Raw genomic sequence first — 26,180 nt, forward strand, 5'->3', positions numbered from 1 at the left:
GCTACTTCTTGGCGCTGAGCTGCTCGATGATGGCCTGCGCGACATCGTGCATGGTGAGGCGACGGTCCATGGAGGCCTTCTGGATCCAGCGGAACGCCTCGGGCTCGGTGAGGCCCATCTTCTCGTTGAGGAGGCCCTTCGCCCGGTCGACGAGCTTGCGGGTCTCGAAGCGCTCGACCATGTCGGCGACCTCGGCCTCGAGGGTGATGATCTGCTGGTAGCGCGAGAGGGCGATCTCGATCGCGGGAAGGAGGTCGTTCGGCGTGAACGGCTTCACGACGTAGGCGAGGGCGCCTGCCTCGCTCGCCCGCTCGACGAGCTCCTTCTGGCTGAAGGCCGTGAGGAGGACCACCGGGGCGATGTGCGCCTTGCCGATGCGCTCGGCCGCGGAGATGCCGTCGAGCTGAGGCATCTTGACGTCCATGATCACGAGATCCGGACGGAGTTCCGTCGCGAGTGCGACAGCGGTCTCGCCGTCGCCGGCCTCGCCGACGACCTCGAAACCGTTGTCGCGGAGGATCTCGACGATGTCGAGGCGGATGAGGGATTCGTCCTCAGCGACGACGACGCGCCGTGGGGCTGCGGGAGGGGTCTCTTGCTCGGTCACCCTCAAATCCTACGGTACTCTGATGCAGGTTGCTGTTCGCCGTGCGGCGGACGCGCCGGTGTGGCGGAATGGCAGACGCGGAGCACTCAAAATGCTTTGTCGAAAGACGTGTGGGTTCGAGTCCCACCACCGGTACCGCGATGAGTGAGAAAGCCCTCCGGGCGCACTCAACATGCTTTGTCGAAAGACGTGTGGGTTCGAGTCCCACCACCGGTACTCCCTTCAGCCCGTCCAGGCTCCGAAGACTCGTGAACCGCCCTCGATCGTCAAGCCCCTGCGGGAGATGTCGGCGACGCCGTAGCGTACCGTCGAGAGCACGGCGTACCTCACGTCGTCCGACACGATGGGACCCGACACCATGACCGCAGAGCACACCGACCCGCGCCAGGACGTCCACGACGCCAGCACCGACGACCGGCTCCAGGGCATCCTCGTGCAGGTCGCAGCAGACCGGTCCCTCACCCCGGACCTCGACGTCCGGTCAGCGCTGGCGGACCGTCTCAGCGACCAGGGCATCGACGTCGACGCCGCGGAGCTCGACCGTCTCGTCGGGTCACTGCCGGGTCAGCCCGGCGAGGAGCCCGGACCGTTCCTCACGGACGACGCGACCTCGGCCGACGACGCGAACTGATCAGAAGCCGCGCTCGACTGCGGCGGCCGGACCGTCGGCCTCCGTCGTCAGCTCCGGTCCGCCGACGGCGTCGCCCGTCCACGTGTCGACCCGCCAACCGGTCGTCGTGTCCCCGTCGACGATGATGACGCCCGTGTTCGTGATGGGGTGCGTGCCGATGAAGTGTCCGTCGACGTTCGCCCCGCGCAGCCCGAGCCAGGACCGGAGCATCGCTCCGTGGCTCACGATCACCACGCTCTCCAGTCCGGAGCCCTCGAGCTCCTCGATCACGGCGTCGAAGCGCGCGAACACCTCGTGGCCGTTCTCGCCGCCCGGCATCCGGGTGTCGAGGTCGCCCATCGCCCACGCCACGATGGTGTCGATGTAGACCTGGACGGCCTCGGGCGACCCGAGCATCTCGTTGTCGCCGGCGCTGATCTCCCGGAGTCCGTCACGGACGATCACGGGAAGCCCGCTGACTTCGGCGACAGGTGCGGCGGTCTGTTGCGCCCGCACCGCGGTGGAGGCGTAGACCGCGTCGATGCGCTCCCCCACGAGCGCTTTGGGGAGGGCGGCCGCCTGCGTCTCGCCGAGTTCGGTGAGGACGGCCCCGGGGATCGCGGTGTCGAGCAGGCCGGCGACGTTGGACGAGGTCTGACCGTGTCTGATGAGGATGAGGCGCATACCTCCAGGGTAGGCGAGCGACCGGACGGCGGTCATCTCCCGGCGCGGAGTGTGCCGGGATCAGCTGCGCGGGGTCCACTGCGGTTCGGCACTCCCCAGGACCGCCGCCGGGGACGCGTGGTCGTCGAAGGCGCTGAGCGCGGGGCGGGCCGTCACCACCACACCGTGGGTGACCAGGCACCGTGCTCCCGGGAGGTCGGGCGGTTGACGATCTTCGGTTCGCGGTAACCGCTGCAGCGCCGCACCGACGCGCGCGAGCGACACCGACGACCGGCCGGCATCACCGCCGCCGACGACCCTCGCCACGTCGTCGACGATGGCCGCCGCCAGCAGGTATCCCGCGCTGTGGTCGAGCGCCTGAGCCGGCAGGGCACCCGGGGCACCGTCCTCGCCCTCGACCAGCGCGATGCCCGTGGCGGCCTGGACCAGGCTGTCGAAACCGCGTCGATCACCCCAGGGCCCCGTCGTACCCCAGGCGTCGACGGAGCCCGTGACCAGACCGTCGCGACGTCGCAGCCCGAGGCGCTCGAGGGCGTGTGGGCGGTACCCCGTCACCAGGATGTCGGCCTCGTCGCTCAGCGTCTGCAGTGTCGCGAGGCCCCGCGGTGTCGACGCGTCGAGGATCGCCGTCCGCTTCCCTTGGCCGCTGTCGGTGTGCTGCCACGGGATCTCGGGGACCTGCGGTGGATCCACACGCAGGACGTCCGCGCCGAGGAGCGCGAGGGTCCTCGTGGACACCGGACCGGCGATCACCCGCGTCAGGTCGAGGACGCGGAGGCCGCGCAAGGGTTGCCGGCGCGTCGGCCGCACCCACGAGGCGATCCTCGAGCCGGCGGAGCCACCGTGGCGCCTGACGAGCGGTCCGTCACCGACCGAGGCCTGCGGTGTGGACGACCACTCGGCAGCGCTCCGGACGGCGACGAGCAGTGCGCCAACCCCGGCGGCCTCCGATTCCAGGTCGAGAGCCGAGCGGGAGACGATCGCCGAGGCGAGCTCTGCGCGGGTGGCCTCGTCGCCGATCCCGAGCATGGCGCTCAGGCGGCGACGATGGTGGGGGTAGTTCGCGTGCGTGCGCACCCAGCCGTCGGCCGCGGCGAAGAAGCCGGACAGTGGCGCGAACGCGTCCACGGCTGCTCCGTCGATCCGCAACAGGCGGTCGCTCTGGTAGGCCGCGGCGATCCGCTCGAGGCCGAGAGCCGTGTGCATCGGCTCGTATCCGAGGGCGATGCGGAGTCGGTCGGCGGCATCCTCCACGGCGCCGACGGCGACCGCGGCGAGCTCCAGGACAGCGAATCGGGAGGCCAGGAGTCCCGCCGACCCGGTCGCCTCACGGTCGATTCCTCCCGGGTCCAGGCCCACGGCGCTGCGGAGGGTGTCGTCGACGAGGACGGAACGATTCATGGGCATCAGGCTAGACCCACGACGTCCGGAATCGCGGTGCCACCGCACACCCGGCGGACGACGAAGGCCGTGGTCCTCGTACGGGAGGACCACGGCCTTCGCTGCTGTCGACGACTAGAGGACGTCGCCCACCTTGTGGACGCGGATGTCGTTCGTCGTCCCGGGGATTCCGGGAGGGGAACCGGAGATGATGATGACCGGCTCACCGACGGCGGCCTTGCCCGTGGCGACGAGGACCTCGTCCACCTGGGCGACCATCTGGTCGGTGTGCGTCACGCGCTCGACGACGAAGGACTCGACGCCCCAGTTCAGCGCCATCCGACGACGGATGGCCGGGTCGGGCGTGAACGCCAGGATCGGGATCCGGTTGCGGAGACGGGCCATGCGGCGGACCGACTCCCCCGATTCCGTGAAGACGCAGAGGAACTTCGCCTCGACGAAGTCCGCCACCTCGACGGCGGCCAGCGTGATCGCTCCGGCCTGGGTGCGCGGCTTCGTGCCGAGCGGCGGAACGCGGTCGAGGCCGTGGATCTCGGTGGACTCGACGATCCGGGCCATGGTCTGGACCGTGATGACGGGGTAGGCGCCGACACTCGTCTCGCCGCTGAGCATGACCGCGTCAGCACCGTCGAGCACCGCGTTCGCGACGTCGGAGGTCTCCGCGCGGGTCGGGATGGGGCTGGAGATCATCGACTCGAGCATCTGCGTCGCGACGATGACCGGCTTCGCCATACGACGGGCGAGCTCCACCGCGCGCTTCTGCACGATCGGGACGGCCTCGAGCGGGAGCTCGACACCGAGGTCGCCACGGGCGACCATGATCGCGTCGAACGCCTCGACGATGCTCTCGAGGTTCTCGACGGCCTGCGGCTTCTCGATCTTGGCGATCACGGGGACCTTCCGGCCCTCCTCCGCCATGATCTCGTGGACGCGGTCGATGTCGGCCGCGTCGCGCACGAAGGACAGGGCGATGAGGTCGGCGCCGAGACGCAGCCCCCAGCGGAGGTCCGCTTCGTCCTTCTCGCTGAGCGCGGGGACGTTGACGGCGACACCGGGGAGGTTGATGCCCTTGTTGTTCGACACGGGGCCGGCGACGATGACGCGAGTGGTCACGACGGTGTCGTCCGCTTCAACGACCTCGACCTTGACCTTGCCGTCGTCGATCAGGAGGAAGTCGCCCGGCTTGACGTCCTGGGGCAGGCCCTTGAACGTCGTCGAGGAGATCTCCTTGGTACCGAGGATGTCCTCGATGGTGATCTTGAAGATGTCGCCGACGGCGAGGTCGTACGGGCCGCCCTCGAACTTGCCGAGGCGGATCTTCGGGCCCTGCAGGTCGACCAGGACGGCGACGGCACGGCCGGAGTCCTCGGTGGCCTTGCGCACGTTGGCGTAGATGGCATCGTGCACGTCGTAGCTGCCGTGGCTCAGGTTCATCCGGGTGACATCGACCCCCGCATCGATGATGGCCCGGATGTTCTCATAGCTGGAGACTGCAGGCCCCAGCGTTGCGACGATCTTGGCTCGTCTCATGTGTGTGTGTTCTCCATGGTTTCTGCGCACGAGGCGCTTCGGTACTCACTGCTCGGCATGATGCGTCCGACGCTTGTCGTCCGCCTGAAAGCCTAGAGGGAGATGGGCTGGTCCGTGGGACGGACCGGGAAGGGAAGCTGGGTCTCGCCCTCGAGGTACTGGTCGACGGCCGACGCCGCAGCGCGGCCCTCGGCGATCGCCCACACGATGAGGGACTGGCCACGACCGGCGTCGCCCGCGACGAACACGCCGGGCTGGTTGGTCTGGTAATCGTGCTCCCGTGCCACGTTGCCGCGCCCGGTGAAGGGGAGCTGGAACTGCGACTCGAGGGTCTCGCCCTCCGGGCCCGTGAATCCGAGCGCGAGGAGGACGAGGTCGGCCGGGATCTCCCGCTCGGTCCCGCTCTTCGGCACGCGACGGCCGTCGACGAACTCCGTCTCGGCGACGCGGATCGCCCGCACCTCGCCGGCCTCGTTGGAGAGGAACTCGACGGTCGACACGAGGTACTCGCGGTTGCCGCCCTCTTCGTGCGCACTCGCGACTTCGAAGAGCGTCGGCATCATGGGCCACGGCTGGTGCTCGGGTCGCTCCCCCGCCGGCTGCGTGCCGATGGCGAGGTTCGTGACGGAGGCGGCACCCTGCCGGTGCGCCGTGCCGATGCAGTCGGCACCGGTGTCGCCGCCGCCGAGGACCACCACGTGCTTGTCCTCCGCCGTGATCTGATCGGCGACCGTGTCTCCGGCGCCGACGCGGTTGGCCTGCACGAGGTACTCCATCGCGAAGTGGACCCCGGAGAAGTCACGACCGGGGATCGGGAGGTCGCGCGGCACCATGGCGCCGGTGGCGATGACGACGGCGTCGTAGCGGGCGCGGAGCTCGTCCCAGCTGATGTCGACCCCGATGTTCACGCCGGCGCGGAACCGGGTGCCCTCGTCCTGCATCTGCTTCAGCCGGATGTCGAGGTGCTTCTTCTCCATCTTGAAATCGGGGATGCCGTAGCGCAGCAGGCCGCCGATGCGGTCGTCACGCTCGTAGACCGCGACCGTGTGTCCCGCACGCGTCAGCTGCTGGGCTGCGGCGAGACCGGCCGGACCGGAACCGACGACGGCGACCGTCTTGCCGGTCAGTCGCTCCGGCGGGTGGGACTCGACCCATCCGTTGGCGAACGCCTGATCGATGATCGAGACCTCGACCTGCTTGATGGTCACTGCGGGCTGGTTGATGCCCAGCACGCACGAACTCTCGCACGGCGCCGGGCAGAGACGACCCGTGAACTCCGGGAAGTTGTTCGTGGCGTGCAGCCGCTCGATGGCCGAGCGTCCCTCGCCTCGCCACATCAGGTCGTTCCACTCCGGGATGAGGTTGCCCAGCGGGCAGCCCTGGTGGCAGAACGGGATGCCGCAGTCCATGCAGCGACCAGCCTGCTTGCGGACGGTCGCGGGGTCGCTCTGCTCGTAGACCTCTTTCCAGTCCATGATGCGGACCGGCACGGGCCGGCGCTTCGGGAGCTCGCGCTCCGGTACCTTCAGGAATCCCTTGGGATCAGCCACCGGTCACCTCCAGGATTCGGTTCCATACGATGTCGCCGTCGGGGTCGAGCCCCTCGTCGAGTGCGGTCTGTCGGGTCGCCAGGACTGCCGCGTAGTCACGCGGGAGGACCTTGACGAACCGGGCGAGTGAGTCCTCGATGTCGGCGAGCAGCCGGCCGGCCAGCGGAGAACCGGTCTCCACGACGTGCCGTTCGAGGAGGTCGCGGACGATCTCGGCGTCGGCGCTGTCGAGTTCGGAGAGGGTGAGCTCCCCCGAGGCGAGGGAGTCGCGGTTGACCTGGTCGCGTTCGAGGTCGAACACGTAGGCCGTGCCGCCGGACATGCCCGCGCCGAGGTTCCGGCCGGTCTGACCCAGGATGACGGCGAGACCACCCGTCATGTACTCGAGTGCGTGGTCGCCGACGCCTTCGACGACCGCCGTGGCGCCGGAGTTGCGCACCAGGAACCGCTCGCCGACGATCCCGCTCAGGAACATGGTGCCCTGGGTCGCGCCGTACCCGATGACGTTGCCGGCGATCACGTTCTCCTCGGGCGCGAAGGCTGCACGCTCGGGTGGCCGGACGACGATCTGCCCACCGGACAGGCCCTTGCCGACGTAGTCGTTCGAGTCACCGATGAGCCGCAGCGCGATGCCGCCGGGGAGGAACGCACCGAAGGACTGCCCGGCCGAGCCGCGCAGGGTGATGTCGATGCTCCCTGCCGGGAGCCCGTTCTCGCCGTGCCGCCGGGTGACCTCGTGGCCGAGCATGGTACCGACCGCCCGCTCCGTGTTGCGGATGGGCAGGTCGACCGAGAAGTGGCCGCCGTGTTCGAGCACGTCCGAGGCGGCCGTGATGAGCTGCTGGTCGAAGTGCTTCTCGAGCTCGTGCTCCTGCGGGCGGCGGTTGATCCGCGGTTCGTCGTCGGCGAAGACGGGACCCACGAGGACCGGGGCGAGGTCGAGCCCGGACGCCTTCCAGTGGTCGATCGCCCGGTCGGCGTCGATCAGTTCGTTGTGGCCGATCGCCTCCTCGAGCGTCCGGAACCCGAGCTCGGCGAGGTACTCGCGCACCTCCTGGGCGATGAACTCGAAGAAGTTCACGACGAACTCCGGCTTGCCGGTGAACCGCTCGCGCAACACCGGGTTCTGCGTCGCGACGCCGACCGGGCAGGTGTCGAGGTGGCACACGCGCATCATGACGCACCCGGAGACGACGAGCGGTGCCGTCGCGAAGCCGAACTCCTCGGCACCGAGCAGGGCGCCGATGACGACGTCGCGTCCGGTCTTCATCTGACCGTCGACCTGCACCACGACGCGGTCGCGCATGTTGTTGAGCATGAGCGTCTGCTGCGTCTCGGCGAGACCCAGCTCCCACGGTGTCCCGGCGTGCTTCAGGGAGTTCAACGGGCTCGCACCGGTTCCGCCGTCGTGACCGGAGACCAGGATCACGTCCGAGAGCGCCTTCGCGACACCCGCGGCCACCGCACCGATGCCGGACTGGCTCACCAGCTTGGTGTGGATCCGGGCCTTCGGGTTCGCGCGCTTCAGGTCGAAGATGAGCTGCTTGAGGTCTTCGATCGAGTAGATGTCGTGGTGCGGCGGCGGCGAGATCAGTCCGACGCCCGCCGTGGCGTGCCGCGTCCGCGCCACCCACGGGTACACCTTCGTCGGCGGCAACTGCCCGCCCTCGCCGGGCTTCGCACCCTGGGCGAGCTTGATCTGGATGTCGTCGGCGTGCGTCAGGTACATGCTCGTCACGCCGAACCGACCGGAGGCGACCTGCTTGATCGCGCTGCGGCGCGTCGGGTCGAGGAGACGGTCGACGTCCTCGCCGCCCTCACCCGTGTTCGACTTGGCACCGATGCTGTTCATCGCGATCGCCAGCGTCTCGTGCGCCTCGCGCGAGATGGAACCGTAGCTCATCGCTCCGGTCGAGAACCGCTTCACGATCGACGCGACCGACTCGACCTCGTCGAGCGGGACGGGCGGCCGCGCACCGGCACGGAGCGTGAACATCCCGCGGAGCGTCATGAGCTGCGCCGCCTGGGAGTCGACCATGTGGGTGTACTCGCGGAAGATGTCGTACCGTCGCGTCTTGGTCGCGTGCTGCAGCTTGAAGACCGTCTCCGGGTTGAAGAGGTGCGGCGAGCCGTCGCGACGCCACTGGTACTCGCCGCCCGACTGCAGCCGCTCGTGGGCCGTCGATGCGGCGTCCTCGGGGTACGCGTACCGGTGACGCTTCGCGTTCTCCTCGGCGATCACCTCGATGCCGACACCGCCGAGCTTCGTCTCCGTACCGGTGAAGTAGCTGTCGACGAGCTGCTGGCTCAGGCCGACGGCCTCGAAGGCCTGTGCTCCGGCGTAGGAGGACACTGTGGAGATGCCCATCTTCGACATGATCTTGAGCACGCCCTTGCCGAGCGCCTTGATGACGTTCTTCACGGCCTGCTCGCGGGTGACGCCCTGGATGAGGCCGCTGCGGACGAGGTCCTCGCAGCTCTCCATGGCCAGGTACGGGTTGATCGCGGAGGCGCCGTAGCCGATGAGCAGCGCGACGTGGTGGACCTCGCGGACGTCGCCGGCTTCGACGACGAGCCCCACCTTCATCCGGTTCTCGGCGCGGATGAGGTGGTGGTGCACGGCGGCGAGCGAGAGCAGCGACGGGATCGGCGCGAGGTCGGAGTTCGAGTCACGGTCGCTCAGGACGATGAACTCCGAGCCGGCGAGGATCGCCTGGTCGACCTCGTCGCACATCTCGCGCAGGCGCGTCTCGAGTCCGGCCGAGCCGTCCTCGACGCGGTAGAGCGCCTTGACGGTCGTCGTCAGCGGGCTCGCCGGGTTCGGGTCGATGTGCTGGATCTTGGCGAGCTCGTCGTTGTCGATGACCGGGAAGTCGAGGACGACCTGCTTGGCGTGCTCCGGGCCCCACGAGAGGAGGTTGCGCTCCGGGCCGAGCCCGAGCTTCAGCGAGGTGACGACCTCCTCGCGGATCGAGTCGAGCGGCGGGTTGGTGACCTGGGCGAACTGCTGCACGAAGTAGTCGAACAGGAGCCGAGGGCGGTCGGAGAGCACCGCGATCGGGGTGTCCGAGCCCATCGCGCCGAGCGGCTCTGCACCGTTCTGACCCATGGGCTGCAGGAGGATGCGCACCTCCTCCTCGGTGTACCCGAAGGTCCGCTGGCGGCGGGTGACGGACGCCGGCGTGTGCACGATGTGCTCCCGCTCCGGCAGGTCGCTCAGGTTGATGCGTCCGGCGTCGAGCCAGTCGCCCCAGGGTGCCGATGCCGAGAGCTCGTCCTTGATCTCGTCGTCCTCGATGATCCGCCCGGCCTCGGTGTCGACGAGGAACATCTTCCCGGGGCGCAGGCGGCCCTTGCGCTTGACCCGGCTCGGGTCGACGTCGAGGACGCCGATCTCGCTGCCCAGGACGACGAGACCGTCGGTCGTCTCCAGCCAGCGACCGGGACGCAGGCCGTTCCGGTCCAGGGTCGCCCCGACGAGTGAGCCGTCCGTGAAGGTGAGGGCGGCCGGGCCGTCCCACGGCTCCATCTGCATCGAGTTGAACTCGTAGAAGTCGCGTCGCTCCTGCGACAGCCCGGTCTGCTTCTCCCAGGCCTCGGGCACCATCATCATCATGGCGTGCGGGAGGGACCGTCCGGTCAACGTCAGCAGCTCCAGGACCTCGTCGAACGAGGCGGAGTCGCTCGCTCCGGGCGTGATGATGGGGAGCAGCGGGCGGATGTCGCCGATGAGCTCGGACTCGAGCTGCGACTGCCGCGCGCGCATCCAGTTGCGGTTGCCCTCGACCGTGTTGATCTCGCCGTTGTGCGCCATCATGCGCAGCGGCTGGGCGAGCGGCCAGGACGGGAACGTGTTGGTGGAGTACCGCGAGTGGACGATGGCGAGCTTGGTCGCGAACCGCTCGTCGGACAGGTCGGGGTAGAACGGTTCGAGCTGGAGCGTCGTGACCATGCCCTTGTAGACGAGCGTGCGGCTGGACAGGGAGATGAAGTACGCACCGAGCTCGCGCTCCGCCCGCTTCCGGAGCCGGAAGGCGAGTCGGTCGAGGGCGATCCCGGTCGGCGTCGACGCGCCGGACCCGGTGACGAACAGTTGCTCGAACGCCGGCATGGCCGCACGGGCGAGCTTCCCCAACTCGTCGGGGTCGACCGGCACCTCGCGCCAGCCGAGGACGGTGAGTTCCTCCTCGGCGGCGATCGCGGCGATGCGCGTCTGGAGCTGTGCGCGCTCGGAGGCGTCGGTGGGCAGGAAGGCGATGCCCACGGCGTACGCACCGAGCGGCGGCAGGTCGAATCCGGCGACGCCGCGCAGGAAGGCGTCGGGCATCTGGGTGAGGATGCCCGCGCCGTCGCCGGTCCCGGCGTCGGAACCGATCGCGCCGCGGTGCTCCAGGTTTCGGAGCGAACCGAGGGCCGCGTCGATGATGCTGTGCGAGGCCTCGCCCGTCAGGGTCGCGACCATCGCCAGGCCACAGGCGTCCTTCTCGTTCGCCGGGTCGTACATGCCCTGCTTGGGCGGAACCGAGCTGAACGAAGCGTACGGTGCATGCGCCATGGAATTACCGTCCTCACGAAAGGAGATCAGAAGGGGGACGTCGCTGGCCCTGGGACGAAACGGGTGATGGATCCCCTGCTGGGCCGGGATCCACCGGGCCGACGAGGGTGCGTTCAGCCTAGGAGCGAGAGCCGGTCTTGCTTGTGGCGACCGTGGCTTCGGATGACGGAGTGGATGACGCAGTGCGGTCTGATCCGTCGGCATCGTCGTCGGCGGAGGCACTGCGCAGCCCCAGGTTCTCCGCGTCGGTGTCGTAGTAGTCTACCGCAGCCTTCGGATCGGCCCAGGAACGGCCCGGAACGTACGGCGACGGCTCGGCACCCGTGTGGCGACGCGACTGGATGACGATGATCGCGAGTCCGACGACGATCGCGAGGATCGCGGCCCAGACGTTGGCGCGGATGCCGAAGAGGTACTCGCTCGGGTCGATCCGGATGGTCTCCCAGACCGTGCGACCGGCGCCGTACCAGATGAGGTAGACCCCGAACAGGCGACCCCACTGCGGGTTGAAGCGGTGTCCGATCCAGAGGATGACGGCCACCCCCAGCAGGTTCCAGATGATCTCGTACAGGAACGTGGGGTGGAACAGCGTGCCGGCGGGGAGACCGATCGGGAACGCAGGGTTGCTGGCCTCGATCTCGAGACCCCAGGGCAGGTCCGTGGGGAGCCCGTAGAGCTCGTGGTTGAAGTAGTTGCCGAGGCGACCGAACGCCTGGGCGAGCAGCAGGCCGGGCGCGAGGGCGTCGGCGAAGGTCCAGAACCGGATCCCGGTCATGCGGCAGCCGATGTAGGCGCCGACCGCTCCGCCGATGAGCGAACCGAAGATCGCGATGCCGCCCTCCCAGATGTAGAGCGTCCGCAGGAGGTCGGCTCCCGGGTAGAAGTAGTCGCCGGGGTGGGTCAGGACGTGGAAGATCCGCGCACCGATGATCCCGAGCGGGATGGCCCACAGGATGATGTCGAGCACGATGCCCGGCTCGGCACCGCGCTTCGTCAGCCGCCGGGAGGTGAGGATGGTGGCGGCGATGATCCCGGCGATGATGCAGAGCGCGTACATGTGCACCGTGAACGGGCCCACGCTGAAGGTCGCGATGTCCGGGTTCGGGCTCGGGATGCTGAGGGGTGCAATCACTGCAGTGGTCGCCTTTCGTTACGAACTCTGATCGAGTGTAGGGCTTTCAGCATCGCGGACGTGCTGAGGATACCCTCAGCGGGCGGTGCCGGCCGCGAGTGAACGGGCGACCTCGGTGATCGCCGGGACACCGCCGTCGGCGAGTGCCTTGACGAACACGGATCCGACGATGGCTCCGTCGGCGTACTCGAGGACCGAGCGGACCTGTTCGGCGGTCGAGATGCCGATGCCGACGCACGCGTGCTGGGCCCCCGCCGCGCGGAGACGACCGACGAGGGTCTTCGCGGCGGCGTCGAGGTCCTGTCGAGCGCCGGTGATGCCCATCGTGGAGACGGTGTACACGAAGCCGCGAGAGCGTTCGGTCACGAGCGACAGGCGCTCGTCGCTCGACGTCGGCGCTGCGAGGAAGACCCGGTCGAGACCGTGGCGTTCACTGGCGTCCAGCCAGTCCGCCGCGGCGTCGGGGGTGATGTCGGGGGTGATGAGCCCGGCTCCCCCGGCCGCTGCGAGGTCGGAGGCGAAGCGCTCGACGCCGTACTGCAGTACCGGGTTCCAGTACGTCATGACGAGGACTGGGACGTCCACGGCGGCGCGGATGGCGCTGATCGCCGTGAAGACGTCGCGCAACCGGAACCCCTCCGCGAGGGCGGTCATGGTCGCGGCCTGGATGACCGCTCCGTCCATGACGGGGTCGGAGTAGGGCACGCCGAGCTCGAGGACGTCGACGCCGTTCTGCGCGAGCGCGATGGCGGCGTCGACACTCGTCTGGAGGTCGGGGAACCCGACGGGGAGGTACCCGATGAGGGCGCCGCGGCGGTCGACGGCGGCGGCGTCGATCGCCGAGGCGACCGGTGAGACCGTCGTGTGGTCGGTGGCCGGGGCGGTCATGCGTTCCGCCCAGCTTCGTCGAGGAGTCCGAAGTAGGTGGCAGCCGTCTCGACGTCCTTGTCTCCGCGCCCGGAGAGGTTGATCAGGATGGTCGCCTCGGGGCCCAGTTCCTTGCCGAGGACGATGGCCCCGGCCAGTGCGTGGGCGGACTCGATCGCGGGGATGATCCCCTCGGTGCGGCTCAGGAGTCGGAAGGCCTCCATCGCCTCGGCGTCCGTCGCGGGGACGTACGTCGCCCGGCCGGTGTCGGCGAGCCAGGCGTGCTCCGGTCCGACGCCCGGGTAGTCGAGGCCTGCGGAGATGGAATGGGACTCGACGGTCTGGCCGTCGTCGTCCTGGAGGACGAAGGTGCGCGCACCGTGCAGGACACCCGGACGACCGCGGCCGATGGACGCGGCGTGCCGTGGGGTGTCGACGCCGTCGCCGGCAGCCTCGACCCCGTAGAGCGCGACGTCCGCGTCGTCGAGGAAGGCGTGGAAGATGCCGATGGCGTTGGAGCCGCCGCCGACGCAGGCGACGACCGCGTCGGGAAGCGAACCGTTCAGCTCGAGGAGCTGTGCGCGGGCCTCTTCTCCGATGATCTTCTGGAAGTCGCGGACCATGACCGGGAACGGGTGTGGGCCCGCCGCGGTGCCGAAGATGTAGTTCGTCGTCTCGACCGAGGCGACCCAGTCGCGGTACGCCTCGTTGATGGCGTCCTTGAGGGTCCGCGAGCCCGTCGTGACGGGGATGACGGTCGCGCCGAGGAGTCGCATGCGGGCGACGTTGAGCGCTTGGCGCTCGGTGTCGACCTCGCCCATGTAGATCGTGCAGTCGAGGCCGAAGAGTGCGGCCGCGGTGGCCGTGGCCACACCGTGCTGACCGGCCCCCGTCTCGGCGATGACGCGGGTCTTGCCGATGCGCTTCGTGAGGAGCGCCTGGCCCAGGACGTTGTTGATCTTGTGCGAACCGGTGTGGTTGAGGTCCTCGCGCTTGAGGAAGATGCGCGCACCACCGGCCGATGCGGCGAAGCGTGGCACCTCGGTGATGATCGACGGGCGGCCGGCGTAGTCGCGGAGCAGCGTCGTCAGCTCGGTCTGGAAGCTCTCGTCGGCCTTGGCGGCCTCGTAGGCCGTCGCGAGTTCGTCGACCGCGGCGATGAGCGCCTCCGGCATGTAGCGTCCGCCGAAGTCTCCGAAGAACGGACCGGCCTCGTCTCGGAGGTGCGTCGGTTCCGCGTGGGCGGGGGTGGCTGGTGACATGGTCATACGGTGGCTCCCAGGAACTGTTCGAGGGTGGCGACGGGGTCGCCGGTGACGAGCGCCTCGCCGACCAGGACGACGTCGGCGCCGTCACGTCGGTAGGCGGCGACGTCGGCGGCGCGGAGCACAGCGGACTCGGCCACCTTGACGGCGTCGGCGGGGAAACGGTCGGTCAACGATCCGAAGAGGTGTTGGTCGAGTTCGAAGGTGCTGAGGTTCCGCGCGTTGACGCCGATGAGCCGGGCGCCGATGTCGCTCGCTCTGGCCAGCTCCTCGGCGGAGTGGGTCTCGACCAGCGGGGTCATGCCGAGCTGCACGACGAGCTCGTGCAGCGACGACAGAGTGGCCTGGTCGAGTCCGGCGACGATCAGGAGGACCAGGTCGGCGCCGGATGCCCGGGCTTCGAACACCTGGTACGGCAAGGAGATGAAGTCCTTGCGAAGGACCGGGATGCGGATCGCGGCACGGACGGCCTCGAGGTCCTGCAACGAACCGCCGAACTTCCGGCCCTCGGTCAGCACGCTGACCGCGCTGGCACCACCCTGCTCGTAGAGCGAGGCGAGGAGCGCCGGGTCGGGGATGTCGGCCAGCGCGCCGCGGGACGGACTGGACCGCTTGACCTCGGCGATGATCTTGACCTGGTCGGCCGGAGCGAGCGCAGCGAGGGCGTCGATGGCCGGTGGGGCGTCGACAGCAGCGGCTTCGACCACTGCAGCCGGACGGCCCGCGAGGCGCCCGAGAGCATCCTCCTTCGCGCCGGCCATCAGGTCGGCGAGCATGTTCAGTGCTCTTTCGCCACGGTCTTGGACCCGCCGACGCCGTATCCCGCCTTGGCGAGGACACCGCCCGTGATCCACCCGAGGAGGAGGACGCCGGCCGAGGCCCAGACGAGGACGGGCATGTCGAGCCAGAAGAAGACCGTACCGGCGGCGAACGCGACCAACATGATGATCACGGCCGTCCAGGCGGCGGGCGAGTGTCCGTGGCCGGGGTCCGAGGGGTCGGTGCTCATGGTTCTCCTTCTGTGCGAGTGCGGGTTCCAGTGTACCGGCAAGCGGTGCGCGGTTCCGTGCGTGGGCCACGAGTTCCCAGGTGGCCCGGGGTGCCGTCGTGGGTCGGCGGAGCGGTCAGCGCGTCGGGTCGTCGCCGCGGCTGAGGTCGTCCCAGGCGCCCACCGGGTCGGCGCTCGGGGCCGTTTCGACCTGCGTGAACCGGACCGCCTGGTACTTCTTCGACGGACCGGGCCACCGGCGGTGGGTGAGCACGGTCGCGAGCCCGGCGAGTCCGAGCACCACGCCGAGCACCAGGGTGATCGCCGGCCAGGCGGTGAGCGTGGTCGCCGCGACGAGGTCGATGGTCGACTGGCTTCCCGCGACGCCCGTGGCCTCGGTCACGGCGGCCGCGCCCGCGGTCGCCGGCGAGGCGAGCACGGCGATCGACGAGATCATGACGCAGGCGCCGATCACGGCCTCCAGCAGGCCGAGGATGATGCGGAACACCGGCCCGGCGATCGCCAGGGCCGCGACGAGGGCGAGACCGGCGAGGGCGAGTGCGGACAGGGCGGGAGCGGCGACTGAGCCGACCACGTCGAGCGCGCCGGAGTGCGGGCCGACGCCCACGAGGCTGATCGAGAGCCAGGTCTGGGTCCACGCCGCGAGGATGAGCGCGTCTGCGAGGACGGCGGTGACGAGGAGCAGGGTCTTCAGGCGGCGCTGACGACTGCGGAGAGCCCTGGACTCGAACTCGTCAGCCTCGGACGGTTCGTCGGGCCTCGGCGGCTCCACCGGTCCGGACTGGGGTGCTGCAGTGCTCTCGGTCATGCTCCAACTCGATTCATGGTGTCGGCGATGGCGCTGCGACGACGTCGAGGCTCCGGCCGTCGAAACAGCTGCGCGTTCCCGTGTGGCAGGCGGCACCGTGCTGATCGACCTCCACCAACAGGGTATCCCCGTCGCAGTCGTAGGCGAGCGCCCGGACGAACTGCACGTGGCCGGAGGTGTCGCCCTTGCGCCAGTACTCCTGTCGTGACCGGGACCAGTAGGTGACCCGACCCTCGGTCATCGTCCGGCGGACGGCCTCCGCGTCCATCCACCCGAGCATGAGCACCTCGCGGGAGTCCCACTGCTGCACGATCGCGGGCAGCAGTCCCTGTGCGTCGAAGGTGAGCTGGCCGATCGCGGTCGCCGGATCGGCGCCCACCGGGATGGTGATGTCCGCGCTCATGCCCGCACCGTCCAACCGGCATCGGCGAGCTCCTGTTTGACCTGGCCGATCGTCAACTCGCCGTTGTGGAAGACGCTCGCAGCGAGGACGGCGTCGGCGCCCGCGGCGATCGCGGGTGGGAAGTCGGCGAGGCGGCCTGCTCCCCCGGACGCGATGACCGGAACCCGGCTGATCTCGCGCATGGCGCTGATGAGCTCGGTGTCGAACCCGGCCTTGGTGCCGTCGGCGTCGATCGAGTTCACCAACAGCTCGCCCGCACCGCGTTCGATGGCCTCGATGGCCCAGGCGAGCGCGTCGAGTTCGGTCTCACGTCGGCCGCCGTGTGTCGTGACGATCCATCCTGATGCGCTGCCGGCGTGTCGCTTCACGTCCAGGGAGAGGACGAGGACCTGAGCGCCGAAGCGGTCGGCGATCTCCCCCAGCAACTCCGGCCGGGCGATCGCGGCGCTGTTCACACCGACCTTGTCCGCACCGCTGGCCAAGAGACGCGAGACGTCCTGGGTCGAGCGGACCCCGCCGCCGACCGTGAGCGGGATGAAGACCTGCTCGGCGGTTCGGCTGACGAGGTCGTAGGTGGTGTCGCGTTCGGCGACGGTGGCCGTGACGTCGAGGAAGGTCAGCTCATCCGCACCCTGCTCGGCATAGCGCTTCGCGAGTTCGACGGGGTCGCCGGCGTCGCGGAGGTCGAGGAAGTTGACACCCTTCACGACGCGCCCGTCGGCGACGTCGAGACAGGGGATGACTCGGGTGGCGAGTGACACGGAGGCCTCCGCAGAGCGACTGGGACGGGTGGTGAGGGACGGGCGACTCAGAGTCGGGCGGCGTGGATGGCCGTGACGAGGATGGCGCGTGCGCCGAGCTCGTAGAGGCGGTCCATGACGTCGTTCGCGTCGCCGCGAGGGATCATGACCCGGACCGCCACCCACTCGGGGTCGCGGAGCGGCGAGATCGTCGGCGACTCGATGCCACCGGCGACGGCGGTCGCCTGCTCGAGCAGCCGGACCGGGAGGTCGTAGTCGACGAGCACGTACTGCCGCGCGACGAGCACGCCCTGCAGTCGGCGGATGAGCGTCGCCGTGGTGGGCTTCGTCTCCGGCGACGCGATGAGCACGGCGGTGGAGTCGAGGATCACCGGGCCGAAGATGCCGAGGCCGGCCTTCCGGAGGGTGGTGCCGGTGGACACGACGTCGGCCACCGCGTCCGCGACCCCGAGCTGGACGGCCGACTCGACCGCACCGTCGAGGTGGACGAGCGTCGCATCCACTCCGGCGTCGCGGAGGAAGTTGCCGACGAGACCGGGGTAGCTGGTCGCGACCGTCTTCCCCGCGAGATCGGAGAGCTCGGAGAACTCGTCGGCCGGACCGGCGAAGCGGAACGTCGAGCCGCCGAAGCCCAGCTCGGCGAGTTCGGTCGCGGCGGAGTGCGAGTCCAGGAGCAGATCGCGCCCCGTGATGCCGATGTCGAGGGCGCCGGAACCGACGTAGGTCGCGATGTCGCGCGGACGGAGGTAGAAGAACTCGACGTCGTTCCGTGCGTCGACGACGTGGAGCTCCTTGGTGTCGCGACGGGTCGCATAGCCGGCCTCCTGCAGCATCTCGACGGCGGTCTCGGACAGCGAGCCCTTGTTGGGCACGGCGACTCTCAGCATGGGGTGACTTTCGTGTTGTGCGATGGTGTCTCGACAGGGTGATCAGGAGGCGCGGCGGATGCGCCGCGACGTGCTCCTACAGATGTCGGTAGACGTCGGCTGGGGTGAGCCCCTTCGCCACCATCATCACCTGCACGTGGTAGAGCAGCTGCGAGATCTCCTCGGCCGTCTCGGTGTCGCTCTGGTACTCGGCCGCCATCCAGACCTCGGCGGCCTCCTCGACGATCTTCTTCCCGATGCCGTGCACACCCGTGTCCAGTTCGCGGACGGTGCCGGAACCCTCCGGCCGGGTCTCGGCCTTCAGGCGCAGCTCGTCGAACAGCTCGTCGAAGGTTTTCACGTGCTCCAGGGTACCGGTTCCGGGCGGCGGCGCGCACCGCGGGGCGATCGACCGGCCAGCCGAGTCAGTGTGTGTGCGTCGACGCCTCGGCTGCGGCCCGGAGGAGCGCGATGTTCGATGCCGGATCGGAACCGCTGTAGACGGCCGACCCCGCGACGAAGGTGTCGGCACCGGCGGCGGCCGCGATCCCGATCGTGTCCGCCGAGATCCCGCCGTCGACCTGGAGCCAGACGTCGAGACCGGTGCGGGCGACCTCGGCCGACAGCGCCTGCAGCTTCGGCATGGTCTCCGGCATGAACGACTGTCCGCCGAAGCCCGGTTCGACCGTCATGACGAGCACCTGGTCGAACTCCGGCAGGAGTTCCAGGTACGGCTCGATGGGGGTACCGGGCTTCACGGCGATCCCGGCACGCGCGCCGATCGAACGCAGACGTCTGGCGAGGGCGACGGGGTCGCCGGTGGCCTCGGCATGGAACGTCACCGAGTACGCCCCGAGCTCGGCATAGCCGGGAGCCCATCGATCGACGTCCGAGATCATGAGGTGGACGTCGAGCGGGACCGGGGACACGTCCTGGATGCGACCCACCATCTGCGGACCGAACGTGAGGTTCGGGACGAAATGGTTGTCCATGACGTCGACATGGACGAGGTCGGCGCTCGCGATCCGTTCCAGGTCGGCCTGGAGGTTCACGAAATCGGCGGACAGGATGCTCGGGTTGATGCGCGCGGACATGTGCTCGAGCCTATCGACCGACAGTGGGTTCGGCCGACTCCGCGGGCTTGCGGAGCAGCGCGATGTACATGGCGTCGGTGCCCTGGCGGTGCGGCCAGAGCTGGACCGCGCCACCGGGCGCCGCGGCGTCGAGCGGTTCGGTCGTCACCTGGTCGAGCACCGCGGGGGTGTCGAGTCGCTCCATCCCGGGGTGGGCTCGCAGGGCGCTCTCCACGATCAGTGCCGTCTCGCCGACGTGCGGCGAACACGTCACGTACGCCACGATCCCGCCGGGAGCGAGTGCGGTGATGGCGGCGTCGAGCAGCGAGCCCTGCAGTCGGGTCAGTTCGGCGACGTCCTTCGGGGTCTTCCGCCACCGCGCCTCCGGTCGTCGTCGCAGCGCGCCGAGCCCGGTGCACGGGGCGTCGAGGAGGATGCGGTCGTAGGTCCCGGGATGCTCCGCCGCGAGCGTCGTACCGTCGGCGGTCGAGACCGACACGTCGAGTGGGACACCTGCGAGGGCGCGTTCCACGAGACGGGCCCTCGCGGGGACCAGTTCGTTCGCGTCGAGACGTGCTCCCCCGGCGAGGGCTTCGGCGGCCAGGAGCGCAGCCTTGCCACCGGGCCCCGCGCAGAGGTCGAGCCACCGCTCGCCGGAACGGACGGGTGCCGCCCGCGTCAGCGCGAGCGCCGCGAGCTGTGAGCCCTCGTCCTGGACGCGGAGGCGCCCGCCGCCGGTCCCGACGAGCTGGACCGGGTCGCCGCCGGGGTTCCGGAAGCCGTACGGCGAGAACCGGTTCGGCTCGGCGTCCTCAGGCCGGTCGGCGAGCCCTGGGAGCGCGATGAGGTTCACCTGCGGGGCGAGGTTGTCCGCGGCCAGCGCGTCCTCGAGTTCGTCGCCGCGGTCCTGCAGGTCGAGCGCCTGCCTGATGGCCCGAACGACCCACGACGGGTGGGCGGTGCTCACGGCCAGGCGATCGGTGTCGTTCGTGACCTCACCCAGCAGGATGCGCTCCCACTCGCCGGGCTCGGTCCGCGAGATGGTGCGGAGGACACCGTTGGTGAAGCCGGCCGCCGACCGCGAACCGGCGGACCGGGCGAGCTCGACGGATTCGTTCACGGCGGCGTGGCCTGCGACGCGCATGGAGAGCAGCTGATGGGCGCCGAGCCGCAGGACGTCGAGGATCGCGTCGTCGATCTCGGTCACGGGACGCTTCGCCGCGTGTGCGATCACGCGGTCGTAGTACCCGCGTCGGCGGAGGGTGCCGTACGTCAGCTCGGTCGCGAGGCCGGCATCCGCCGGACTCAACTTCGCCTCGGCCAGGCGGTGCGGCAGGAGGAGGTTCGCGTAGGCGTCCGAGGTGCTGACGGCGTGGATGACGTCGAAGGCGACCCGGCGTGCCGGCTGCACGGTCGCCGAGTCACGCGGCCGGGTGGGACGCTGGCGTCCGCGTCGGGGTTCCTCGTCGCGGGGGCGTCGGTCGCGGCGTCGCTGGCCCTCGGGCAACTGGCCGCTCACGCGGTGACCAGCCGATCGGTTCCAGCGGAGGCACCGCGCCACCAGTCGGCGGCTGGCATCGTCGTGCGTCCGGCCGGCTGCACCTGCAGGAGTTGCAACGGTGTGTCCGCCGTGCCGACCAGGACGAGGCCGTCGACGCACACGATCGTCCCGGGCGCCGGTGGGTCCGTCGGCATGGTCGACACGGGGACGGCGCGGTGCACCTTCACCCGTGCCTCGTCGAGGAGCGTGAACGCGCCCGGCTCTGGGGTGACCCCGCGGATCTGCGACCACACGTCGGCGACGGGGCGGTCCCAGACGATCCGGCCGTCCTGGCCGTCGAGCTTCGGCGCGAGCGACACCTCACCCTGCTGCGGTACCGCGACGGCGGTGCCGGCGGCGATGGCGCCGACGACGTCCGCGGTGAGCGGTGCGCCGAGCTCGGCGAGGCGGTCGAGGAGCCCTCCCGACGTCTCGCCCTCGGCGATCGGCGTCTCCACCGTCGCGAAGACGTCTCCGGCGTCGAGGGCCGGCACGAGCTGGAAGACCGACGCACCGGTGACCGCGTCTCCGGCCATGACGGACCGCTGGACGGGAGCCGCGCCGCGCCAGGCCGGCAGCAACGAGAAATGCAGGTTGATCCAACCGTGTGCCGGTGCGGACAGGAGTGGCTCGCGGACGAGCCCGCCGTACGCGACGATGACGCCGAGTTCCGCACGGAGCGCGACGATCCGCGCGGTCGCGTCGTCGTCGAGACGTGCAGCGCGGATGACCGGGAGCCCGAGTCGTTCGGCGGCCACGGCCACCGGCGACGGGGTCAGGACCCGTTTGCGGCCGAGCGGGGCGTCGGGTCGGGTCACGACGGCCGCGACCTCGTGCCCGGCCGAGACGAGCGCGTCGAGTGTCGGGACGGCGACGGCGGGGGTGCCGGCGAAGACCAGCCTCATGCGGTTCGGCCTTCGTGGACGGGGTGGATCATGACAGCATCTCCGGATCGTCGAATCGTACTCTGAGTGTAGGCGGGGCTTTCGGTGCCCGCCTGCCGGGGGTCGGCCGTCGACGCTTCGCCGCCTGTGCGACGACGGTGGCCCGCAACTGCTCGGCGACGGCCCTGGCATGGCCGTAGTCGACCCGCAGGATCGCGACGCTGTCCCCCGCTTCGTCGACGGTCGGACCGAGCACGCGGCTTCGGTACTCGGCGGGCAGCGCGGCGAGAGCGGCGTCGACGGCGTCACGGGTGCCGGTGAGGGTCGCGCTCCGGACGGCGGGCGGGAACCCGAGCTCTCGGCGCTCGGCGAGCTCCTCGCTCGCGAACCGCGGCTGCTGCCACAGGGCGAAGGCGTTCGCAACGGGGGCCTCGACGCCGATCAGCAGCACCGGCGCGCGTGGAGCGGCCAGGGCTGCGGCGTTCGACCACCACCGCAGGCAGTCCTCGGCGACACGGAGCGACTCCCGCGCCAGCATGCGGTCGGCGTCGACCAGGAGGACGGCGGCATAGCCGCCTGCAGCGACCGGCTCCGCGCCTCGGGTCGCGATCACCAGCGCGGGCTCCGGGCCGACCTCGAACTTGGGGGCGTCGCCGTCCGACACCACGACCCGGTATCTGGGGAACGCCCGGCCCAGTTCCTCGGCGGTCCGGCCGGTGCCGGCGGCCGTGACGCGGAACGCGGTGTCGTGGCAGGTCTCGCACGACCACCCTGCCGCGAGGTGACCGCACCACCGGCAGGAGGGCTGCGAACGGGCTGTGGCGAGTTGGAGTGGACCGTGGCACACCGAGCAGTGGGCCCTCGTCCCGCACCGGCGACAGGCGAGGTGCGGCGCGTACCCCGGCCGCGCGACCTGGACCAGCACGGGGCCGTGATGCAGTGCCTCGTCGACCGCGCGCCAGGCGCTCGACGGGATCCTCGCCTGGCTCGTCATGGCGTCGTCGCCGCTCGCCCGGGACACGACGACTCTCGGTCGTATCGGCGGGGTCGGTGCGACCTCGCGCAGCCAGCCGAGCTCGACGAGTCGCTGCGTCTCGGTGCTGCGTGAGTGCCCGGCGAAGACGAGGGCGGAGCCGCTCATCTCCTGCCGGGTCAACGCGACGTCGCGAGCGTGCACATAGGGGGCGAGCTGTTCCTGGTGGAGGGGGTCGCCGTCGTCCCAGAGGGCGATGAGTCCGAGGTCGTGCGCCGGTGCATAGACGGCCGACCGGTTGCCGACGACGATCCGGGGTACCGGATGCAGTCCGTCCAGGTAGGAGCGGTAGCGAGCAGCCGGGGTCTGCTTGGCGTCGGCTCTCGCGACCGCGGCACCGACACCGAGGTCGTCGAGCGCCGCCAGGAGGTGTTCGACGTCCCGGTAGTCGGGGACGCACAGGATCGCACTCCTCCCCTCGGCCAGCTGGTTCACCGCGAGAGCCGCCAGCGTGAAGGACCAGTCGGGGAGCCAGACGCCCGCGCTCGTCGCGGTCAGGGTGGGGATCGCGCTGATCGCGTATCGCTCCCCCGGCGCGAGACGGTCGAGGGTGCCTGGGGCGAACCCCGGGACGGTGCGCCGCTCGACCGACGGAGGCTCCGGCGGGGCCGCGGCGGTCCAGGTCTTCTCCACCCGGACCTGTCGCGGCGGAATGGCGAGACGCAGGACGTCCATCGCGCTCCCGGCGCTGCGATCCGCGATACGGCGTGCGAGCGTCCACAGGGCCGGGGTCAGGACCGGTACCGACGACACGACCGAGCTCAGCGGGCTGAGCGCTCCGCCGAACTCGCTCGAGTCGGCGAGGTCGACGATGAACCCGTTCGCCGACCGCCCGGCCGAGCGCAACGGGACGGAGACGCGGGCGCCGAGCACGGCGCCATCGGCCAGTTCGTCGGGAATGGCGTAGTCGAACAGGTGGTCGAGCTGTGGCAACGGGGAGTCGAGTACCACCCTGGCGACCCTCGCGCCGACCACGGCTACAGCCCGGCTGCTGACCGCAACGCCTCCACCCGGTCGAGACGCTCCCAGGTGAAGTCGGGGAGTTCGCGGCCGAAGTGCCCGTACGCCGCCGTAGCGGCGTAGATGGGGCGGATGAGGTCGAGGTCGGCGATGATCGCGGCCGGACGGAGGTCGAAGACGTCGCGGATCGCGCGCGTGATGTCCGCCTCCGGCACATGGGCCGTCCCGAAGGTCTCGACGTAGAGTCCGACCGGCGCGGCCTTGCCGATCGCGTAGGCGACCTGGACCTCGAGACGTTCGGCGAATCCGGCGGCGACCGCGTTCTTCGCCACCCAGCGCATGGCGTATGCGGCCGAGCGGTCCACCTTCGACGGGTCCTTCCCGCTGAAGGCTCCACCGCCGTGTCGGGCCGCTCCGCCGTAGGTGTCGATGATGATCTTGCGTCCGGTGAGCCCCGCGTCGCCCATCGGGCCACCGACGACGAAGATGCCGGTCGGGTTGATCAGGTGCGTGACGTTCGAGCTGTCGAGCTCGACCGTCGCGAGGACCGGCTCGATGACGTGACGTTGGACGTCGCGACGCAGCTGTTCCGTGGAGATGCCCGGGTTGTGCTGCGTGGACACCACGACCGTCTCGACGGTCTTCGGGAGGAAGCCGTCGTACCCGATGGTGACCTGGGTCTTGCCGTCCGGGCGCAGGTAGTCGAGCTGACCGGACTTGCGGACCTCGGCGAGTCGTTCCGCGAGGCGGTGCGCGATCCAGCTGGGCAGCGGCATGTACTGCGGCGTCTCGGTGGTCGCGAACCCGAACATGATGCCCTGGTCGCCGGCACCCTGGAGGTCGTAGGCGTCGACACTGGACTGTTCGCGGGACTCGAAGGCATGGTCGACTCCGGCGGCGATGTCGGCGGACTGCGAGCCGATCGACACGCTCACGCCGCAGGAGTCACCGTCGAATCCGATGTCGGAGGAGGTGTAGCCGATGGACCGGATGCGCTCGCGGACGATCGTCGGGATGTCGACGTAGCCGCTGGTGGAGACCTCACCTGCGACATGGACGAGCCCGGTGGTGACGAGCGTCTCGACGGCGACTCGACTGCGCGGATCCACCTCGAGGAGCGCGTCGAGGATGCTGTCCGAGATCTGGTCGCAGATCTTGTCGGGGTGCCCCTCGGTCACGGATTCGGAGGTGAACAGGCGCAGCTCGGTCATGCGGTCTCCCGTCGGAAGTGGTGGTGCGATGGTGGAGGGATCGGCCGTCGCGGTGTCTCTGGGCCCGACCGTTCATCACTCTAGTCGAGGCCCCGGACACGTCGTCCGTCCGTGACGCGGGGCGTCGGCGGTCGCGAGAACGGGCCCGACACGACGAATCCGCCGGTCGTCTGGCGCCCGGCGGATTCGTCGTGGTGAAGCGGTTATTCGGCGATCGGCTTGATCTGGAGCTTGTCCTCGTTGATCTCGTGCATTGCGATCGAGAGCGGCTTGTCCTCGACGGACGAGTCGACCAGCGGCCCGACGTTGTCGAACAGGCTGCCCTCGTGGAGGTCGGCGTAGTAGTCGTTGATCTGGCGCGCGCGCTTGGACGCGAAGATCACGAGTGCGTACTTGGACTCGACCTTGGTGAGCAGGGAGTCGATGGGCGGATCGATGATGCCCTTGAGCTTGTCAGCCATGCAGGTTCACACTCCTCGTGTGGTTGTGTTCGGGGAAGATCGGATCGATGCGGGGTGCGCGTCGGACGTCAATCCCCGTGAATCTTCATCAAGTCTACGACCTCTTGGGCCGCGCGGGCCACGTCGTCGTTGACGACACGGTGGTCGAACTCGTCCGCGGCGGCCAGTTCGACCTTCGCGGTGCGCAGCCGACGCTCCCGTTCCTCCTCGTCCTCGGTGCCTCGTCCGACCAGCCGACGGACCAGTTCGTCCCAGCTCGGGGGCAGCAGGAACACCAGGGTCGCCTCCGGCATCGCCTCTCGGACCTGCCTGGCACCCTGGATGTCGATCTCGAGCAGCGCACTGTCGCCGGCCGCGAGCGCACGCTCGATCGGCTCGCGCGGCGTGCCGTAGCGGTACGCGTTGTGCACCGTGGCGTGTTCGAGCAGACGGTCGCCCTCGATGAGGCCGTCGAACTCGTCGTCGGTCACGAAGTAGTAGTTCACCTCGTGCTGTTCCCCAGGCCGCGGCTTGCGCGTCGTGGCCGAGACGGAGAGGTGCACCTCCGGGTAGTGGTCGCGGATGTACGCGGCCACCGTGCCCTTACCGACGGCCGTCGGGCCGGCGAGCACGACGAGTCGGCTGCGCGCGGTGCCCGGGTAGCGTTCGGCGATGAAGGCGCGCAGACGATCCCGCTGCAGCCGTCCGAGACCACCGAGGCGCTTGACCGAGGAGATGCCGAGCGATTCGAGGATCCGTCCGAGCTTGGTGACGCCGACACTCGGGATGCTGAGGAGGTACTCGGTGATGCGGATGCCGCCCTCGATGCCGTCCGGATCGGCGGTCGCGGCGTCGAGCACCTCCAACGGGGTGCGGGCGCCGGAGGCGATGGACGCCTTGACGGTCGCGCGGGCACGGCGTTTGCGAACGGCCTCACGTGAGGCGGCGGCCCGGTCGACCTCCGGCATGTTCCTGCCGGGCAGGTCCTGCT

24 protein-coding genes and 1 tRNA gene are annotated in these 26,180 nt (G+C 69.9%); 2 read left to right on the top strand and 23 right to left on the bottom strand.

Annotated features, from left to right (window positions below; all coding sequences use genetic code 11):
* Position 1 precedes the first annotated feature (1 nt).
* Complete coding sequence (locus tag CCK91_RS05695) at positions 2–607, bottom strand: ANTAR domain-containing response regulator (RefSeq protein ID WP_064296913.1); 606 nt, start codon at positions 605–607, stop codon at positions 2–4.
* A gap of 54 nt (positions 608–661) precedes the next feature.
* Here CCK91_RS05695 and CCK91_RS05700 point away from each other — a divergent pair.
* Positions 662–742, top strand: a tRNA-Leu gene (locus CCK91_RS05700).
* A 223-nt stretch (positions 743–965) separates the two neighbouring features.
* Entirely contained in the window at positions 966–1,238 is a 273-nt protein-coding gene (locus CCK91_RS05705; RefSeq protein WP_086473276.1) for a hypothetical protein, read from the top strand.
* Here CCK91_RS05705 and CCK91_RS05710 read toward each other — a convergent pair whose 3' ends face one another.
* The 22 genes from CCK91_RS05710 to gmk all read right to left on the bottom strand — a co-directional run bounded on the left by CCK91_RS05710 (position 1,239) and on the right by gmk (position 26,157).
* On the bottom strand, positions 1,239–1,901 hold the full coding sequence (locus tag CCK91_RS05710) for a histidine phosphatase family protein (RefSeq protein ID WP_086473277.1): 663 nt from the start codon (positions 1,899–1,901) through the stop codon (positions 1,239–1,241).
* A 60-nt stretch (positions 1,902–1,961) separates the two neighbouring features.
* Complete coding sequence (locus tag CCK91_RS05715) at positions 1,962–3,302, bottom strand: CoA transferase (RefSeq protein ID WP_086473278.1); 1,341 nt, start codon at positions 3,300–3,302, stop codon at positions 1,962–1,964.
* A 114-nt stretch (positions 3,303–3,416) separates the two neighbouring features.
* On the bottom strand, positions 3,417–4,832 hold the full coding sequence (gene pyk / locus CCK91_RS05720; protein ID WP_086473279.1) for a pyruvate kinase: 1,416 nt from the start codon (positions 4,830–4,832) through the stop codon (positions 3,417–3,419).
* 92 nt (positions 4,833–4,924) lie between these two features.
* Complete coding sequence (locus tag CCK91_RS05725) at positions 4,925–6,382, bottom strand: glutamate synthase subunit beta (protein WP_086473280.1); 1,458 nt, start codon at positions 6,380–6,382, stop codon at positions 4,925–4,927.
* Entirely contained in the window at positions 6,375–10,937 is a 4,563-nt protein-coding gene (gltB, locus tag CCK91_RS05730) for a glutamate synthase large subunit (RefSeq protein ID WP_086473281.1), read from the bottom strand. The genes CCK91_RS05725 and gltB overlap by 8 nt, the downstream gene beginning before the upstream one ends.
* A gap of 118 nt (positions 10,938–11,055) precedes the next feature.
* Complete coding sequence (gene lgt / locus CCK91_RS05735; protein WP_079002517.1) at positions 11,056–12,069, bottom strand: prolipoprotein diacylglyceryl transferase; 1,014 nt, start codon at positions 12,067–12,069, stop codon at positions 11,056–11,058.
* A gap of 75 nt (positions 12,070–12,144) precedes the next feature.
* On the bottom strand, positions 12,145–12,957 hold the full coding sequence (gene trpA / locus CCK91_RS05740) for a tryptophan synthase subunit alpha (RefSeq protein ID WP_086473282.1): 813 nt from the start codon (positions 12,955–12,957) through the stop codon (positions 12,145–12,147).
* Entirely contained in the window at positions 12,954–14,198 is a 1,245-nt protein-coding gene (gene trpB / locus CCK91_RS05745; RefSeq protein WP_086473773.1) for a tryptophan synthase subunit beta, read from the bottom strand. Before trpB ends, trpA begins: the two co-directional genes overlap by 4 nt.
* Before the next feature lie 2 nt (positions 14,199–14,200).
* Positions 14,201–14,977 (bottom strand): indole-3-glycerol phosphate synthase TrpC, encoded by a 777-nt coding sequence (gene trpC, locus CCK91_RS05750; protein ID WP_086473283.1) that lies wholly within the window; start codon positions 14,975–14,977, stop codon positions 14,201–14,203.
* A 2-nt stretch (positions 14,978–14,979) separates the two neighbouring features.
* Positions 14,980–15,210, bottom strand: a complete 231-nt coding sequence (locus CCK91_RS05755) for a DUF6704 family protein (protein ID WP_079705940.1) — start codon at positions 15,208–15,210, stop codon at positions 14,980–14,982.
* A 115-nt stretch (positions 15,211–15,325) separates the two neighbouring features.
* A complete protein-coding gene (locus CCK91_RS05760; protein ID WP_086473284.1) occupies positions 15,326–16,018 on the bottom strand; it encodes a Trp biosynthesis-associated membrane protein in 693 nt (230 codons plus the stop codon).
* A 13-nt stretch (positions 16,019–16,031) separates the two neighbouring features.
* Positions 16,032–16,421: a phosphoribosyl-AMP cyclohydrolase gene (hisI, locus tag CCK91_RS05765; protein ID WP_086473285.1), complete on the bottom strand. Its 390-nt coding sequence runs from the start codon at positions 16,419–16,421 to the stop codon at positions 16,032–16,034.
* Positions 16,418–17,182 carry an imidazole glycerol phosphate synthase subunit HisF gene (hisF, locus tag CCK91_RS05770; RefSeq protein WP_086473286.1) on the bottom strand — a complete coding sequence of 255 codons (765 nt, stop codon included), beginning with the start codon at positions 17,180–17,182 and terminating at the stop codon, positions 16,418–16,420. Before hisF ends, hisI begins: the two co-directional genes overlap by 4 nt.
* Before the next feature lie 47 nt (positions 17,183–17,229).
* On the bottom strand, positions 17,230–18,069 hold the full coding sequence (gene hisG, locus CCK91_RS05775) for an ATP phosphoribosyltransferase (RefSeq protein ID WP_064293848.1): 840 nt from the start codon (positions 18,067–18,069) through the stop codon (positions 17,230–17,232).
* 76 nt (positions 18,070–18,145) lie between these two features.
* A complete protein-coding gene (locus CCK91_RS05780; RefSeq protein WP_064293847.1) occupies positions 18,146–18,409 on the bottom strand; it encodes a phosphoribosyl-ATP diphosphatase in 264 nt (87 codons plus the stop codon).
* Between the two features lie 64 nt (positions 18,410–18,473).
* Entirely contained in the window at positions 18,474–19,142 is a 669-nt protein-coding gene (gene rpe / locus CCK91_RS05785; protein ID WP_086473287.1) for a ribulose-phosphate 3-epimerase, read from the bottom strand.
* 10 nt (positions 19,143–19,152) lie between these two features.
* Complete coding sequence (locus CCK91_RS05790; RefSeq protein WP_369821873.1) at positions 19,153–20,640, bottom strand: RsmB/NOP family class I SAM-dependent RNA methyltransferase; 1,488 nt, start codon at positions 20,638–20,640, stop codon at positions 19,153–19,155.
* A complete protein-coding gene (gene fmt / locus CCK91_RS05795) occupies positions 20,637–21,566 on the bottom strand; it encodes a methionyl-tRNA formyltransferase (RefSeq protein WP_086473288.1) in 930 nt (309 codons plus the stop codon). The genes CCK91_RS05790 and fmt overlap by 4 nt, the downstream gene beginning before the upstream one ends.
* 28 nt (positions 21,567–21,594) lie before the next feature.
* Positions 21,595–23,529, bottom strand: a complete 1,935-nt coding sequence (locus CCK91_RS05800; RefSeq protein WP_242664400.1) for a primosomal protein N' — start codon at positions 23,527–23,529, stop codon at positions 21,595–21,597.
* Between the two features lie 26 nt (positions 23,530–23,555).
* Positions 23,556–24,749 carry a methionine adenosyltransferase gene (metK, locus tag CCK91_RS05805; protein WP_085510887.1) on the bottom strand — a complete coding sequence of 398 codons (1,194 nt, stop codon included), beginning with the start codon at positions 24,747–24,749 and terminating at the stop codon, positions 23,556–23,558.
* A 203-nt stretch (positions 24,750–24,952) separates the two neighbouring features.
* On the bottom strand, positions 24,953–25,210 hold the full coding sequence (gene rpoZ, locus CCK91_RS05810) for a DNA-directed RNA polymerase subunit omega (protein WP_056005756.1): 258 nt from the start codon (positions 25,208–25,210) through the stop codon (positions 24,953–24,955).
* Positions 25,211–25,278: 68 nt separating this feature from the next.
* Positions 25,279–26,157 carry a guanylate kinase gene (gene gmk / locus CCK91_RS05815; protein WP_064293842.1) on the bottom strand — a complete coding sequence of 293 codons (879 nt, stop codon included), beginning with the start codon at positions 26,155–26,157 and terminating at the stop codon, positions 25,279–25,281.
* Positions 26,158–26,180: the final 23 nt, after the last annotated feature.

The organism is Plantibacter elymi (nom. nud.), assembly GCF_900177795.1.
GTDB lineage: Bacteria > Actinomycetota > Actinomycetes > Actinomycetales > Microbacteriaceae > Plantibacter > Plantibacter elymi.